At 33.9% G+C, this 16466-nt stretch carries 15 protein-coding genes and 3 pseudogenes; 7 read left to right on the forward strand and 11 right to left on the reverse strand.

The features are described 5' to 3' along the window. Positions 1 to 79: 79 nt before the first annotated feature. Positions 80 to 277 carry a DUF3896 family protein gene (locus AB1279_RS14730; protein ID WP_429759562.1) on the forward strand — a complete coding sequence of 66 codons (198 nt, stop codon included), beginning with the start codon at positions 80 to 82 and terminating at the stop codon, positions 275 to 277. Between the two features lie 133 nt (positions 278 to 410). Here AB1279_RS14730 and AB1279_RS14735 read toward each other — a convergent pair whose 3' ends face one another. Together AB1279_RS14735 and AB1279_RS14740 are read right to left on the reverse strand one after the other, a co-directional pair. Then, on the reverse strand, positions 411 to 1463 hold the full coding sequence (locus tag AB1279_RS14735; RefSeq protein WP_429759564.1) for an FUSC family protein: 1053 nt from the start codon (positions 1461 to 1463) through the stop codon (positions 411 to 413). Positions 1464 to 1765: 302 nt separating this feature from the next. Next, positions 1766 to 2042, reverse strand: a pseudogene (locus AB1279_RS14740) (insertion element protein); the annotation flags it as partial. Between the two features lie 110 nt (positions 2043 to 2152). On the opposite strand from AB1279_RS14740, the gene AB1279_RS14745 reads away from it, so the two are divergent. After that, complete coding sequence (locus AB1279_RS14745; RefSeq protein ID WP_429759565.1) at positions 2153 to 2563, forward strand: DUF1259 domain-containing protein; 411 nt, start codon at positions 2153 to 2155, stop codon at positions 2561 to 2563. A 75-nt stretch (positions 2564 to 2638) separates the two neighbouring features. Further along, positions 2639 to 3640, forward strand: coding sequence for an LLM class flavin-dependent oxidoreductase (locus AB1279_RS14750; RefSeq protein WP_429759566.1), 1002 nt, complete (start codon positions 2639 to 2641; stop codon positions 3638 to 3640). A gap of 147 nt (positions 3641 to 3787) precedes the next feature. Here AB1279_RS14750 and AB1279_RS14755 read toward each other — a convergent pair whose 3' ends face one another. Further along, complete coding sequence (locus AB1279_RS14755) at positions 3788 to 5053, reverse strand: MDR family MFS transporter (RefSeq protein WP_429750339.1); 1266 nt, start codon at positions 5051 to 5053, stop codon at positions 3788 to 3790. A 73-nt stretch (positions 5054 to 5126) separates the two neighbouring features. Further along, on the reverse strand, positions 5127 to 5585 hold the full coding sequence (locus AB1279_RS14760) for a DUF3939 domain-containing protein (RefSeq protein WP_429750341.1): 459 nt from the start codon (positions 5583 to 5585) through the stop codon (positions 5127 to 5129). A 385-nt stretch (positions 5586 to 5970) separates the two neighbouring features. On the opposite strand from AB1279_RS14760, the gene AB1279_RS14765 reads away from it, so the two are divergent. After that, complete coding sequence (locus AB1279_RS14765; RefSeq protein WP_429750342.1) at positions 5971 to 7011, forward strand: YkvI family membrane protein; 1041 nt, start codon at positions 5971 to 5973, stop codon at positions 7009 to 7011. A 48-nt stretch (positions 7012 to 7059) separates the two neighbouring features. Here the strand turns inward: AB1279_RS14765 and AB1279_RS14770 are convergent, their stop codons facing one another. The 6 genes and pseudogenes from AB1279_RS14770 to rsgA all read right to left on the reverse strand — a co-directional run bounded on the left by AB1279_RS14770 (position 7060) and on the right by rsgA (position 13641). After that, positions 7060 to 8007 (reverse strand): methyl-accepting chemotaxis protein, encoded by a 948-nt coding sequence (locus tag AB1279_RS14770; RefSeq protein ID WP_429761414.1) that lies wholly within the window; start codon positions 8005 to 8007, stop codon positions 7060 to 7062. Then, positions 7999 to 9042: pseudogene (locus AB1279_RS14775) on the reverse strand (HAMP domain-containing protein); the annotation flags it as partial. The gene AB1279_RS14770 and the pseudogene AB1279_RS14775, both read right to left, overlap by 9 nt. Positions 9043 to 9669: 627 nt before the next feature. Next, positions 9670 to 10041 (reverse strand): DUF3979 family protein, encoded by a 372-nt coding sequence (locus AB1279_RS14780; RefSeq protein ID WP_429759567.1) that lies wholly within the window; start codon positions 10039 to 10041, stop codon positions 9670 to 9672. A gap of 228 nt (positions 10042 to 10269) precedes the next feature. Continuing rightward, positions 10270 to 11217, reverse strand: coding sequence for a methyl-accepting chemotaxis protein (locus AB1279_RS14785; protein ID WP_429761415.1), 948 nt, complete (start codon positions 11215 to 11217; stop codon positions 10270 to 10272). Then, positions 11209 to 12252: pseudogene (locus AB1279_RS14790) on the reverse strand (HAMP domain-containing protein); the annotation flags it as partial. The pseudogene AB1279_RS14790 and the gene AB1279_RS14785, both read right to left, overlap by 9 nt. A 336-nt stretch (positions 12253 to 12588) precedes the next feature. Continuing rightward, on the reverse strand, positions 12589 to 13641 hold the full coding sequence (gene rsgA / locus AB1279_RS14795; protein ID WP_429759569.1) for a ribosome small subunit-dependent GTPase A: 1053 nt from the start codon (positions 13639 to 13641) through the stop codon (positions 12589 to 12591). A 311-nt stretch (positions 13642 to 13952) separates the two neighbouring features. Here rsgA and AB1279_RS14800 point away from each other — a divergent pair, with 311 nt between their 5' ends. The 3 genes from AB1279_RS14800 to AB1279_RS14810 all read left to right on the forward strand — a co-directional run bounded on the left by AB1279_RS14800 (position 13953) and on the right by AB1279_RS14810 (position 14947). Then, the gene (locus tag AB1279_RS14800) at positions 13953 to 14300 is read left to right on the forward strand and encodes a DUF4257 domain-containing protein (protein ID WP_336484369.1); all 348 of its coding nucleotides are present in this window, start codon (positions 13953 to 13955) and stop codon (positions 14298 to 14300) included. An 84-nt stretch (positions 14301 to 14384) separates the two neighbouring features. Continuing rightward, a complete protein-coding gene (locus AB1279_RS14805; RefSeq protein WP_336484368.1) occupies positions 14385 to 14609 on the forward strand; it encodes a hypothetical protein in 225 nt (74 codons plus the stop codon). A gap of 38 nt (positions 14610 to 14647) precedes the next feature. After that, positions 14648 to 14947, forward strand: coding sequence for an ArsR/SmtB family transcription factor (locus AB1279_RS14810; protein ID WP_429761417.1), 300 nt, complete (start codon positions 14648 to 14650; stop codon positions 14945 to 14947). 90 nt (positions 14948 to 15037) lie between these two features. Here AB1279_RS14810 and AB1279_RS14815 read toward each other — a convergent pair whose 3' ends face one another. Further along, positions 15038 to 16117 (reverse strand): NlpC/P60 family protein, encoded by a 1080-nt coding sequence (locus AB1279_RS14815; RefSeq protein ID WP_429759571.1) that lies wholly within the window; start codon positions 16115 to 16117, stop codon positions 15038 to 15040. Positions 16118 to 16466: the final 349 nt, after the last annotated feature.

Raw genomic sequence — 16466 nt, forward strand, 5'->3', positions numbered from 1 at the left:
AAAAGGTTATGCACCCATTTCTTTTATTTAACCGTATAATGAAAATGTAGATAGGAAATGTAAGGAAGGGGATGGAAACATGAAACGCTCTTACAACTATCATGAAATTAAGAAACAATTAGAAAATCAAAAATCTCAACTATGTAAACGATTAACAGATGTAAAATTAACAGAAAGTGAGCGCAATGAAATCAAGAGAACGATTGATAATTACGAATATATTCTTACTTTAGTTGAAATGAATCATTTTGAAAGAGGAATTTCTCATAAAAAATAGATATGCAAATTATACAGACTTAAAAATTAAAAATAAGAGGTAAGTATATATTAGTTATGTTTAATATATACTTACCTCTTATTTTTTGTTCAATACAAACGGCACCATAGATTAGAGGAAAAGCCAGTAGTTATTATTGTTCTTTTCTTAACTCCTGAATTAGTTTGAGCGTATCATTATACAAGCTTAATTGATATCTATAGGGCTCTAATTCTGGTGAGATATTGATTTGTACAGAAATCGAAGATAAATCCAGTAAGTCTAAGGTAAATTTAAAACTCTTAGAGTTTTGATGTTTTTCTGGACTTACGTTAAGTTGCTTTTCTATGTATCTCCCCAACATTTGTAATTGAATAGCCCATTGTTGTTGATCAACTTTTGAAATAACATCTGTTTTGGACCAGTCATTGAATGTGTTTAGAATATTGGAAATATAGTTATACCCTGTCTTTAACTGCAAGAGAAATTGTTCGTTTTGTTTTAATATTTGTTTTTTATTCTTAATAAATGGATTTAATTTCAAACTTTTTTCTGCCAACTTAAAATCTTCTTGTACTTGATGTAGTTCCTGAAGTAGATTTGTTATATTCTTTCTTAAATCTTGTCCTTTAACAGGATCGCAGTTAGTATTTACCCAATGGGCTGTCTTTTCAAACAGCTGTACAAGATGGCATCCAAATTGATTTAACGTCCAACGAGCTTCTTTCACATAATTGGGTGGAAAAATCAGCATATGAACAATAATGGCGATAAGCGCTCCTACGATAGTATCTCTAATTCGATCGGAGACATAATAGCTCGTTTTATGCACAAAGACAAAGACTAATAAAATGGTTAAAGCCATTTGATGTATGATGGTTTTATGTAGCCTCAATATAACTGGAATCAACATCCCTCCTAACAGTAATAATCCTATCGTCCATCCATTCACTTCTAAATGGCTGATAATAAAAACAGTAATAGAAATTCCAAAAATAGTGCCGATAATTCTGTAAAAAGCATACGTGGCAGAATGCTGGACAGTTTCTTGCATAGAAAGAATAACAGTTAATGGTGCCAAATAAGGGTGTTTTGATCCTAACATTTTTGCTAATTCCCATGATAGACCAGAAGCTAAAGCTATTTTTGTTATCAGTATTAATCCTTTTCGTAGTCCAGTTTTTTGTTTACCCGTTTTTTTTTGCATAAAAACTCCCTTGTTCAAAGAATAATCTTACATACATTTTTGATATGTTACAGCTCTTGCATTCCTACATTTACTGTAAAAATGGTTACAAAAACGGATATCTCATGGATATAATTATTTCCCCTGCCCTGTTCTATACTTTTTATCCCCTCATTAACCATATAGCTATATCTTTTCCAACAGTCGAACTTCCGATAACACTGATTATGTAAAAATAAAACCCCTTCAGATTTTCTTGATAAGGTTACTTGTGAGGTGTAAAACGTAAAATAATACACTATTTTTTAGTACAAAAGTTGTTAAAAATTGTTAAAAGTTCTTAGAATAGTTACAGCCATTTGAGCATATTTTGGATTGAAGTTTGTATAAATGGAACTCTTGCTATCGCCTCTGGCTGTAACAAGCGGTCTTTCTAATATTGATAACTTTCTTTTCATTTGTTGCATAAAGTTGTTTGTTGTTCTATCGCTTACTTATAAAACCATATCTGCAATATACTCAGCATCATATGATGCTTAAATCTATTTTACAATCTACAAGAAAATCACCTTTATCTTTTGATGGTAAAGGATGCTCAATTAGTTTGCCGAACTTAAATAAGCCAATTTATAAATGGAATTTGAACTAAATCCTTTTTTATATTAAATCTCTACATACATCATTTTGTGTAATAAAGGGGGATTAAATTTATGAACAACTTTAATTTTCTTTGCGAACAATTTGCTACAATCCTTAAAGGAAAAAGCAAAATAGATCAAGGTGCTTGTTCGGTATCTTTCCATCGCAATTTTAGGGTGCTTGTTCAAGGGAAACCAAGTATGTCTGTAATACCCGCAGGAGTTGGCTTTGAATCTTTGGATCAAAATGGTAATGCGTTGAATTTAGGGGAAATTGCTATTTTGCAAGAAGAAATCCCTTCATTTATGCAATCCATTGTACAACAGGGAATTATTGTTAGTGCTCTACATAATCATTGGTTATATACGAATCCAGTAATCATGTATATTCATGTCCAATCAGTAGAGCCACCATTAAACTTTGCAAAAAAAATGGCAAATTCTTTTTCAGTCTTAAGTAGCTATCCCGTTGCTGATAGATAAAGTAAGCATTTTATTATACATTTTTAGTAAGTAGATATATAATACCACGTAAATAATAAATGAGAGGTATTATATATGATAAAATTAAGCGTTCTTGACCAATCTCCTATTGCAGAAGGAAGTACGGCAATAGAAGCGTTCTCAAATACAGTTCGACTTGCACAAGAAGTTGAACAACTTGGCTATACTCGTTTTTGGGTATCAGAACATCATGACTCTACTAGCTTAGCAGGTTCAAGTCCAGAAATCTTAATTTCTCACATAGCTGCTAAAACGAATCATATTCGAGTAGGTTCCGGTGGTGTTATGCTCCCTCACTATAGCCCTTATAAAGTAGCCGAAAATTTCCGCGTGTTAGAAGCACTATACCCAAATCGTATTGACCTTGGAGTTGGACGGGCTCCAGGCGGAATGCCTATTGCCACACGGGCTCTCCAAGAAGGTAAAATGGTTTCAATCGATCAATACCCTGAACAAATTCAAGATTTATCCCTGTATTTACACGACCGTTTACCAGATAATCATCGCTTTGCACATTTACATGCTTCTCCAACTATTCCAACTGCACCAAATCTTTGGTTACTTGGTTCTAGCGGAGAAAGTGCGATGATTGCCGCTAAACAAGGTACAGCTTTTACATTTGCACAATTTATTAATAGTTATGGCGGTCCAGAAATCATAAAAAATTACCAAAATCAATTCCAACCTTCTTTCTTAGGGGAACAACCGCAATCTATCGTAGCTATTTTTGTCATTTGTGCTGAAACTGAAGAAAAAGCACAAAAAATTGCATCTAGCTTAGATCTAGCCCTTTTATTAATTGAACAAGGTGTACGTTCGACCGGCACACCATCTATCGAAAAAGCCCTGAATTATCCATATAGCGCATTTGATTATTTACGTATAAAAGAAAATCGAAAACGAATGATTGTTGGCAATCCAAATCAAGTAAAAAAACAAATCTCTATTTTAAGCACGGCTTATAATACAGATGAATTCATGATTGTAACAATCACGCATGATTTTGAAGATAAATTAAACTCCTACCGTTTATTAGCAGAGACTTTTCAATTGTAAAGTGAGGCCTCCATTCATTTTGTTCGTACATTAAAGTATTACAGACACTGCACTTATAAAATTCGAAATGAAACTAATACTAGAACGAAAAATAAAATCTATGTATAAAATAAAACGCCCTTTCAAAAAGAGAGCGTTTTATTTTACTTATTCATTCAGCACCTTTTTCACCTGAATTTTTCGTTCTTGTAACAAACCGAACATCACAGAATATAAAAATGCACTCAAAAACGCAAGTACTGCAATGATGTAAAATGTGTATTGATAACCTATCCATGCTGTTAAGGGGATCGCAATTGGTGCAATTGTTCGGCCGACAGACCAACGAAGTGTTGCTGCCGCAAAATATTGTCCTCGCATATGTTCAGGCGCCAGCTTAGAAACGAAACTATTTTGGATTCCAACAACGAATAGCTCTCCAAACGTGAAAATGAGCATAGCAATAATAAGACCCCAGACTGATATAGTGTGAGGAAAAATAATCATTGCTATCCCATATGCAAAAGAAGATAAAAGAAAGATAGTCCGCTCAGAAAAATAATTTGCTAGCCTTGTTACATATACAGTAAATAGAGCAACCAAAAATCCATTTTCTGCAATAATCCAGCTAAACAATGTTTCTCCATTTAAAATTAAATGAAAAAACTCTTGTGTAGGAACATTTTCTTTTATGTATACGGCTAACAATAAGTCAAGCTGAGTGAAAGTTTGAGCAACAAGAATACCTGCAATAATGAATAATAGAAAGACACGATCTTGAAAAATAATTCGATAATTCTTAATCTGCTCATTCACAACAGTAAGCCATCCTGTTTGCTTTTCTACTTCTTCCCTCTTCTCTGGTAACGTCTCTTTTATAAACTTAAGTAATACAAATGCAACTATAAAATTAATTACAATACTTGCTATTAACAATTCAAAGCGATGAGAAAAAAAGAAATACGCTCCTAAAATCGGCCCCAGCACAACATTAATATTAATCATTGTATAAAAAACAGCAAATACTTTACTTTGCTGTTCTTCGGATACTAAATCAGCAACCATTGCTGCACTTGCTGGATAATATAAAGAACCCATAATGCCAATAATAGAAAAAGCTATAAATGTTAAGATAGGCGATTGTAACCACGGCGAATTGGCAAAGGCAAATAGTACAAATGCAGCACTTTGTACAAATGCAGCAAATACCATCATACGCTTACGACCATATGTATCTGCTAAATAGCCACCTACTAAATTAGCAAAAACAGATAAAACTTGCGATAACACAAGTAATATTCCAGCCATCGTTTTTCCTAGTTCTTCCGCAAAATATATCGCCATAAACGGAAGAAGCATCCAAAAAAACAATCCAAAGAGCCATTCTCCTACTAGACGAATCTTTAAATTTAAATCCCATTCTCTCAAAATCATGATGTCCCCTCATCTCTATACCCTTGCGCATAATATTTACAAAAAAAGACAACAATTCTTCATTGTTGTTTCTTTATTGTACAATACTTTTATTCATTTTATCAGGCTTGCTTGTCACTAAATAATGTTTCTCTGATATATATAAGTCACGTTCTAGCGTCCTTTTTAAGTATGGTCCTAATTTTATCGAACATATAAGCCGATTCGCATTGCCTTCAACGATTGGAAAGGATTCTTTTTCTGTTACATATTGATCGACAGCACGCTGTACATCATCAATTTCTTTAACAAGAGCAAGATTTTCTTGTGTATTCTCAAATACTTCAAGTGTTTCCTTCGTAATAATAAACGCATTTATAGGAAAAGCCGGTAAATATGGTTTTAATAAATCATAATTAACCGTATAATCATCATTTACTAATACCGTATATACCACGTTCGCATTCGTTTCAAGAAATTTTGCCATAGCAAGTTCTAGCTCATCTTGTGTAATTTCCCTTTCTTCCTTTCCTTTTTTAAAAAAGCGAAACATCTTCTTTGCCCCCTTTTTTGCTTCATTATACCATAAATTACAAGATAAATATGAATAATACAAAAAATCACATTTTATCGTATGTTTGTCCAAACTCCTTCATATGTATGTAATAAAGTGAATATTTCAGCAGTATGGGCTTTCCCCCTCATTGCTCATTAGTTGAACCAACCCTTGTGGATGGACCCTCACCTCGAGATTCAGAAAAAATAAAGAAGACAGGTAGGGAATAACTGCCCATAAGAATCCAATTAGTCGTGCTTTCCATCAGTAGAAATGAAGGAAATTTTTACTGATGGAAGCTTCACTTTATCCCTATTTACTCTGAATGTTAGGGTGAGGGTGCAAGATAAATCAAACGCATCATACAAGAAAGAGGGATTAAATGGATAATCAACAATGGAAAGTAGCAAAGAAAATTGCTGCTACTTATATAGGTACTGTTGTTGGAGCTGGATTTGCAACAGGAAGAGAAATCGTTGAGTTCTTTACAATCCATGGTACATACGGAACAATTGGTATTTTAGTAAGCGGTGTTTTCTTCATTTGGTTAGGTACAAAAATGATGATGCTTTCTTCACAAATCGGAGCATTTTCTACTCAAGAATTTAACAAATATTTATTTGGAGATATCTTTGGTAACGTTGTAAATATTTTATTGCTTCTCGTATTATTTGGTGTAACAAGCGTCATGCTTTCCGGAGCTGGAGCGGTGTTTGAAGAACAACTTCGCCTACCAAGACAGCTTGGTATCTTTATAACGATACTTGCTTGTATTGTAATTGGTAGCAGAGGATTACAAGGGGTTTTTGAAGTCAACTCGCTCGTCGTACCAATTATGATGATTTTTATTGTAGGACTATCTATTACAACCTTCTTTCATGATGCAACTTCTCTTTTCAACATAACACCTTCTGAAAATTGGAATGTCAAATGGATTACAAGTCCAGTCACATATGTTGCACTCAATCTCTCTCTCTCCCAAAGTGTACTTGTACCATTAGCAAGTGAAGTGAAAGATCAGCAAGCTATTAAATGGGGGGGGATATTGGGGGGAGCGGGTCTTTGTTTAATTTTGTTATGTAGTCACTTTGCTATTTTATCTGTTGAACAATTTTATCAATACAATATTCCAATGGCTGAAGTTGTACGCCGCTTCAATGCTACTTTTCATTTCTTTTTTGTGTTAATTATTTTTGGGGAAGTATTTACAACACTTGTTGGTAATGTATTTGGTATGACAAAACAGCTTCAGTCTATCACTGGTTGGAAAAGTAACATCATTATTTATTTCATCTTACTAATTAGTTATTGCTTTAGTTATATCGGTTATAGCGAATTACTTCATATGCTATATCCTGTAATTGGCTGGATTAGCTTAATCCTTCTTCCAATTATCGCTTTCAAACAACAGCAAAAAACATAAAAAAACATCCGTTAGTAACGGATGTTTTTTTATTCACGCACTATTTCATTACACTTTAAATCGTTCAATTAACACTTGTAACTCTTCAGCCATTTGTGATAATGTTCCAGCTGCTGAACTAATCTCTTCGATAGACGCTAATTGCTCTTCAGCCGATGCCGCTACACTTTGTGTACTAGATGCATTATTTTGTGCTGTTACCGCAATTTCACCGACTGACACTGACACTTCATCTGCCCCTTTGGACATTTTTTGTGCTACCTCAACCATACTACCGATTTGTTTTGCAATTTCATTTGTAGACTGTAGAATCTCTGTAAAACTTTTCTTTGTTTCATTCGCAATGAGAATACCAGACTGTACTTCTGTATTTACATGATTCATAGAGCTAACTGTCTTGCTCATATCTTCTTGAATTTCTGTAATTAACTTTCCAATCTCATTTGAAGATGTACTAGATTGTTCTGCTAATTTACGAACTTCGTCCGCAACAATCGCAAAACCTCTTCCATGTTCTCCTGCTCGTGCTGCTTCAATTGCGGCATTCAATGCTAATAAATTCGTTTGATCAGCAATATTTTGAATCACTTCTAATATATCACCAATTTGTTTCGATTTATCAGCTAACAATTGAATGACTGCATCAGATTCTGAAACTGACTCACGAATGGATTGCATTTGATTTACTGTTTGTTCAACAAGTTTGTCCCCAGCTTCTGCTTTTTCACGTGTATAGGCAGAGGAATTGGAAATAGCAGAGGAATTATCCGCAACAAGCTGAATCCCTTCTGTTACTTCTTGAAGCAGCATTGCTCCTTGTTCAACACCTTTTGTTTGTGTTGCTGCGCTGCTTGAAACTTGGTCCATTGCCGCTGTAATTTGCTCAGTCGCTTCACTCGCTTGTCTCACGCTTGCCGTTAATTCTTCGGAAGCAGCAGCTACATGTCCTGCTGAAGAATTAATTCTTGAAATCAACTCCCGTAACGACTGAGCCATTTCATTGAAGCCTTTTCCAAGCTGTCCAATTTCATCATTCGAGCGCACTTCAATCGTTTCTGTTAAATCACCTTCACTAATCCTATGAGAAGAAATCACCAATTGTTTTAAAGGCTTCGTAATAGAACGTGTGATGAAGTAAATAATGGCTCCTCCTAATATAAGAGAAATTGCCGCAATTAGTAACGTATTATAAAAAATAGGTTCTGCCGCTTTAATAACTTCATCTGTATACATCGTACCACCGATTTTCCAACCGGTTTTTATATTTGTTGCATATACCATTTTCTTTTCTTTATCCCCATATGAATATGAAAACGTTCCATGATTTGTTTTATACATTGGTTTCGCCCAAGCATCAGGTGCTTTTGTAGCCGGCTTCTCTTCTGGGTGGGCGATAACATTTTGGCTTTGATCTAAAATAAATGCATATCCCTTTTTACCAATGTTAATCGTTTTTGTTGTTTTTAATAAATTTTCAAGCTTCAAATCAATACCGATAACGCCACTGCCATCATCTAATTTTTTGGCGATTGTAACAACAATCTGCCCGTTTGATTTAGCTTTGTAAGGTTGTGTTAGAATAATACCTCCATTTTTTTTCATTGCATCTATGTACCAAGGGCGCTCTTTCGGATTATACCCTGCAGGCATTTGCACATAAGGCTCTTCTATAAACACCCCATTATCAGTTCCTACATAAATTTGCATTACTTCAGGGTGTAAATTTACATACTGGGCAAATAGTTTCCTAATATTTTCTCCATTTTCCGTTTCATACATATTACGCTGAATTATTTTAGAAAACTGTGTAACATCATTATATCTTGCGTCAATCATGTCATTAATTATATGATCTAATATTTTAATATTATCATTAGCACTACTCGTAATTTGATTTTCAAAATTCTTCTTTGCACTTTGATAAGACATGGTACCAATTATAGAAACAGTAGAAATTAAAATGACAAAAAATGAAAGTAGGAGTTTTTTTCCTACATTCATATTCTGAAATGGTTGAAACAGCTTTGACATACAGATCCCCCTTTATGTTCTCTCCAAGATGATAATTTAAAAGTATATGAAATGAAGAAAAAATATGAATGAGTGGAATATATGACATTTTTCGACTCATACTTTGTAAATTCTATATAATTAATTTCCTTTTGTCTATATATAGGTATATATTAATTTAAAATATAAAATATAGAGATTTACTTCTAACAAAACTTCCCCCCGTACTATTTTCTTTCCCACACTTATACATAGTTGAACGAATCAGTCGCATGCCAGAAGTTATCCTTACCTATCTTCTATCAATTTTTAAAAATCTTGGGGAGAAAAATACTAATAACAAGCAAAAAACGCTCAAATTTCTAAGCGTTTTTTGACGAAATATTTTACTATCCTTTACTCCGTTTGATTTATATTCAAAACAGTTTTAGCACTAGTTTTAACAACACCACATAAATTTATGTGGTAGTTTCAATTTGTATGCATATTGATGTGCTAATTATTATGCTAAATTGACTAAAACATTGATATAACAACAAAAACAGGGACAACAATTCATATGTAAATTGTTGTCCCTAATTAAGTTGTTATTTATTGTTTTCCCCTCAATAACCGAACCCGTTAAATTAATTAGTAACGGATGTTTTTTTACTCACAATCTTCACATACTTCCCAGTACAATCCCATTTCAATTGCAAGAAATGGTTTTAACTGTAGTCGAATCATACGGCTTGGCATACGATCTAATACAAATTGAAGGGTTTCCTCTTCTTTTATAATATCCACCTTTTGGACAGTAATACGTTGAATCGTTGTAATCGGCTGACCATCTTTATATAAAACGAGACGAATCTCATTATCTTCATTAAAAAATAATTCTATAATTGTACCTTTCGATAATATTTCTTCTGTTATAGAATACGCACCATTTTCCTCTTGAATGTAATATTTCCAGCCTCGATTATTTCCAACTTCTTGCGGAAGAACTTGAAAAAATGATGCAATCTTCTCATGTAGCATAACATAACCCCTCTCATACCTCTTACTCATTATACCCTATTCTATATAGTACATTTATTGTACCACAAATGACTGTAACAGCTGTATTTTCCCGTCCGAAACTATATAGTATTAATACTCATAAAATAAAAAAGATGACATACATCATCTTGTTCACTCATTAATAAGCTATTTTCATCATAACTAAAACGAAAAGTGCGTGGATTACTTTTTCCACGCACTTTTTCATTACACTTTAAATCGTTCAATTAACACTTGTAACTCTTCAGCCATTTGTGATAATGTTCCAGCTGCTGAACTAATCTCTTCGATAGACGCTAATTGCTCTTCAGCCGATGCCGCTACACTTTGTGTACTAGATGCATTATTTTGTGCTGTTACCGCAATTTCGCCGACTGACACTGACACTTCATCTGCCCCTTTGGACATTTTTTGTGCTACCTCAACCATACTACCAATTTGTTTTGCAATTTCATTTGTAGACTGTAGAATCTCTGTGAAACTTTTCTTTGTTTCATTCGCGATGAGAATACCAGACTGCACTTCTGTATTTACATGATTCATAGAGCTAACTGTCTTGCTCATATCTTCTTGAATTTCTGTAATTAATTTTCCAATCTCGTTTGAAGATGTGCTAGATTGTTCTGCCAATTTACGAACTTCGTCCGCAACAATCGCAAAACCTCTTCCATGTTCTCCTGCTCGTGCTGCTTCAATTGCGGCATTCAATGCCAATAAATTCGTTTGATCAGCAATATTTTGAATCACTTCTAATATATCACCAATTTGTTTCGATTTATCAGCTAACAATTGAATGACTGCATCAGATTCTGAAACTGACTCACGAATGGATTGCATTTGATTTACTGTTTGTTCAACAAGTTTGTCCCCAGCTTCTGCTTTTTCACGTGTATAGGCAGAGGAATTGGAAATAGCAGAGGAATTATCCGCAACAAGCTGAATTCCTTCTGTTACTTCTTGAAGCAATATCGCTCCCTGTTCAACACCTTTTGTTTGTGTTGCTGCGCTACTTGAAACTTGGTCCATTGCCGCTGTAATTTGTTCAGTCGCTTCATTCGCTTGTCTCACACTTGCCGTTAATTCTTCGGAAGCAGCAGCTACATGTCCTGCTGAAGAATTAATTCTTGAAATCAAATCACGTAACGACTGAGCCATTTCATTGAAGCCTTTTCCAAGCTGTCCAATTTCATCATTCGAGCGCACTTCAATCGTTTCTGTTAAATCACCTTCACTAATCCTATGAGAAGAAATCACTAATTGTTTTAAAGGCTTCGTAATAGAACGTGTGATGAAGTAAATAATCGCTCCTCCTAATATGAGGGAAATTGCCGCAATTAGTAACGTATTATAAAAAATAGGTTCTGCAGCTTTAATAACTTCATCTGTATACATCGTACCACCGATTTTCCATCCGGTTTTCGCATTTGTTGCAAATACCATTTTCTTTTCTTTATCCCCATATGAATATGTGAACGTTCCATGATTTGTTTTATACATTGGTTTCGCCCAAGCATCAGGTGCTTTTGTACCCGGCTTCTCTTCTGGGTGGGCAATAACATTTTGACTTTGATCTAGAATAAATGCATATCCCTTTTTACCGATATTAATCATTTTTGCTGTGTTTAATAAATTTTCAAGTTTCAAATCAATACCGATAACACCGCTGCCATCATCCAATTTTTTAGCAATTGTAACAACTATATTTCCAGTCGTTTTATCTTTATAAGGCTGTGTTACAACAATACCACCATTTTTTTCCATTGCATCTATATACCAAGGACGCTCTTTCGGATTATAACCCGCAGGCATTTGTACATTTGGTTCTTGGATAAATGCTCCGCTATCAGTTCCTACATAAAGTTGTATTATCTGAGGATGTAAGCTTACATACTGGGCAAGCATTTTCCTAATGCTCTCTCCATTTTCTGTTTCATGCATATTACGCTGAATTACTTTGGAAAAATGCGTAACATCATTAGATTCTGCGTCAATCATTTGATTAATTAAATTATCTAATATTTTAACATTGTCACTGGCACTACTCATAATTTGATTTTCAAAATTCTTCTTTGCACTTTCATATGACATACTACCAATTATAGAAACAGTCGAAATCAAAATGACCAAAAATGAAAGTAGAAGTTTTTTTCCTACACCCATATTCTGAAATGGTTTAAACAACTTTGACATACAGCTCCCCCTTTACGTTCTATCCAAGGTGATAATTTAAAATTATATAAAATGAAAAAACAGAAAATATAATACGAATCAATAAACTATACGACATTTTCCGATTCATTATTTGTAAATTTTATATAATTAATTTCGTTTTGTCCATATATAAAGATAATATTAATTTAAAATATAAATACATTAAAATAAAACGTTGTATATAGTACAATCTTCAACGATGATTTCACGCTTATCTTCTTTGACTCCTTAAAATCTTAAGAGAGGCGCCCTACTGTCCGTTAATGCGGGATAAAAAGAAAACTCCAAAAGCACATGCCTTTTGGAGTTTTCTTTTTATTTTTTCTGTTTCATTTGCTTCGCAATCTTTTTCCACTTTTCACGCTCTGTACGAGCCAAAAGTGCATCTTGTTTTCTCATCGCGTAAGCAATTTCTTTTTGCAATTTTTTATAATTGAAAAATCGTGCTTCTTCTAATGTGCCCTCATCAAGTGCAATACGAATTGCACAACCTGGTTCATTTTCATGTTGGCAATCACGAAAACGACATTTTTTTGCAGCTTCTTCAATGTCAGAAAAGGTTGCGTGCATCGCTCCGCTTCCTTCCCAAAGCTGCAATTCCCTCATTCCTGGTGTATCAATAACAAGTGCACCAGTTGGTAATTGGAACAATTCTCGGTGCGTTGTCGTATGCTTTCCTTTACTATCACTCTCACGAATTTCACCTGTTTTTGCCACTTCATTTCCCATTAAAGCATTCAATAACGTAGACTTCCCTGCTCCAGAAGAACCAATAAGCGCAATCGTTTTTCCTGGTTGTAAAAACCGTTGTAACGTCTCTATTCCTGTTTGATGCAGGCTATCAACCGCAAAAATAGATGCACCAATTGCAACAGCCTCTGTTTCCATCACCTTTTGCTGTACATCTGCACATAAATCACTCTTTGTCAAAATAACAACAGGTGTTGCTCCGCTCTCGTATGCTAACAGTAAATAACGTTCAATTCGTCTCACATTAAAATCAGCATTTAAAGCATTAACTAAAAAAAGATAATCCACATTTGCTGCGACAATTTGTTCCTCCGTTTTCTCCCCAGCTACTTTTCTTGAAAAAGAACTTTTTCTTGTAAGCACACCATGAATAATCGCTTTCTTTTCTTGTGGCAGTTTTGTTATACTTACCCAATCACCCACTGCAGGGTAATCACCTTTCTCAATTACTTCATATCGAAATTTCCCTGCTAGCTCGGCTACATATTCACCATCTTCACATATAACCCGATACATATGTTTATGTTCTAATAAAACACGACCTACTTCATATTGCTCCAATAATTGGTCTTCAAAATATAGATCCCATCCAAATGCTACTAAATGATTACGATTCAAATTCGTATCCTCCCTAAAATGTATACTGCGGAAGGATATAGCGATTCTTTACAAAGCTCCGCCCATTCCTTCCGTATTTGCACTCATCGTATGAATCATATAAACAATCGTCATAATACATCACTCCGTTCTCGTTAGATTTAATTTTATTATATGAAATTTCAATTTAAATATCTACCATTTATGGCAGAATTTTCAGTATAATAAAGGTACCCACCCTAAACTAATTTTCTCAATATATGGTATATCAAGTTCTAAAAGGAGTATCTGTAATATAAACAGAATTGTATTTACTAAAAGGAGTGGATTTGATGGATATGTATTCGTGGCTAACGGCTCTTCTCGTTGGTGGAATTACCGGTTTTGTTGCCCATCTTATCAATCATCAAGGCAAATTGTTGCTTCCACGCCGATTAAAAACCTTTTTCCATCTTGGTTTTTTTGCTGATATTATTACTGGTAGTCTAGCTGCACTATTAGGTCTTGTTTTATTTGATGCGACAACAATGAAAGAAATTATTAAAGTTGCAATCGTTACTGCAATTTCTGGTCAAACATTTTTACTCCATCAAGCACTTGGAGGAGAACAAGCAAAGAATATGCAAATGAATAAAGCAAATGAAAAAATTCAAGAAATTGACAAATTATTAAAACGTTAATATGTACTATAACTAAGGAATTATTGATATAATGAAAAATAAAATTCTGAATTGAAGTGTCTGTCAGAAGAGAGGGTGTTTCGTATGACAAACAAAAAGATAGAAGATTTCTTAACAGACCCTGAAAAAGAGGAGCTGATAGAAAACTACAAATGTTTACGAGAAGCCCGCACAAAACAAGAAGCAAACTATTTTGGTGAAGCAGTAAACAATTTGTTAGATAAAGCAAAACAACGCATTATTAAAGAAGCTGGTATGAAAGATGAAAATGCTGCAACAATTCAATCAAAACGAAAAGCACTGTTTTAGTATATACATGAAAACAGTGCTTTAATATTTAAGTTTACATAACATTTTTATTGTTTATTATAGAATCTGAAACTACTTTTTGCTTTGTTTCAGATTCTATGCTTCTTATATTCCCGCTTCTTTTAAATGTAAATAGCGAAAATACATACAAGCTAGCTGTAAACATTCCGATTGCTAAATCCACACTATCTCATCACTTTAAAGTATTACGAGAGTCTGGTGTTATGTATACAAGAATCGAAGGGACACAACGTTTCATCTCTATTAGGACAGAAGATTTAAACAAGAGATTTCCTGGATTATTAGACACTATTTCACAAGCGACAGAACCTTATTAATAACACAAAAAAGCCTATTAGTTCATATTACTAACAGGCTCTCAATTCATATAATCACATAAATTCATATAATTATATGAATATATTATTTTAAAATCTTCCATACCCTAAAAAGTGATTACTCGTATACGAATCATTTACACTAGCAGTTCTAACCCCATCATTATCAGCATGAATATATTTTCCATTTCCTATGTAAATTCCCATATGGGAAGGACCTGCTTTATATGTATTTTGTAAGAATACTAAATCTCCAGGTTGTGGTGTACTCACTTCCCTAGCTCTATCCCAATATGAAGCAACATCCATTCTACTTATTGAATAGCCATTTCGACTAAATACATAATAAATAAATCCACTGCAATCAAATCCTCCAGGAGCAGATCCTCCCCATTGATATGGAGTGCCAAGTTGCCGCTTCGCAAGTTCTACAATACCATTGGCAGTGTTCACCCAATAACCATTTCCATCAAATGAATAAGATACACCTTCAATTGTAAGTTTTTCATTTGTGGCTAGTCCGTAATTTCCTGGAACATAATATACCCATTTTCCATTCAACTTTTGCCAACCTTCTTGTACTTCTAAATATCCATTCTCATCAAATTGATACCATCTTCCATCAATTTTTTTCCAACTATTCACAACAATGCCCTTATCGCCTTGATAATAAACCCATTGTCCGTTTAACTTTTCCCAGCCTGTTTTATTGACTAAATAACCATTCCCATCAAATTGATACCATCCACCATCAATATATTTCCAAGCATTTGTTATAACTCCATTAGTTCCTTCATAATACATCCATTGTCCGTTCAATTTTTCCCAACCTGTTTTATTGACTAAATAACCGTTTCCATCAAATTGATACCATCTTCCGTCAACATTTTTCCAATTATTCGTTACAATACCTTTTTGTCCTTCATAATATATCCATTGTCCGTTCAACTTTTCCCAACCTGTTTTATTGACTAAATAACCGTTTCCATCAAATTGATACCATCCACCATCAATATATTTCCAAGCATCCATTACGCGCCCCTGATTATTGTCTATATAATAGACCCAAGCCCCATTCTCTAGTTGAACCCACCCTAATTGATTTGCAGCCTCTTTTACCGGTTGCAGTTTGTCTTCACCATTAGCAAACGCTGTTAGTGGTGCGCTCATACATAGAACACCCACAGCTAAAAATGTATTTTTTATTTTTTTTAAATTCATCGATACCATTTCCCTCTTCCAAATTTATAATCTATTATATAAAAATATGTAAAGTGATATATTTTAAAGTAAAAAATTTTCAGCAAAAATATATAATAACATTAACAATATTACCAATAATTACGTCATATTCCAAGAAAAACTGACATTTCATATGACGAATAATGATGAAATTCACTTAATCTATCAAAAAAAATGATTATCATTATATAATGATAATCATTTTTACGAACACTAATTCTCACTTCCTCTACTAAATCTTTAACAAGTTATCACTTTTATAGCAGTCAATAACACT

The sequence above is a fragment of the Bacillus sp. S14(2024) genome (genome assembly GCF_050473785.1).
Classification (GTDB): domain Bacteria; phylum Bacillota; class Bacilli; order Bacillales; family Bacillaceae_G; genus Bacillus_A; species Bacillus_A yunxiaonensis.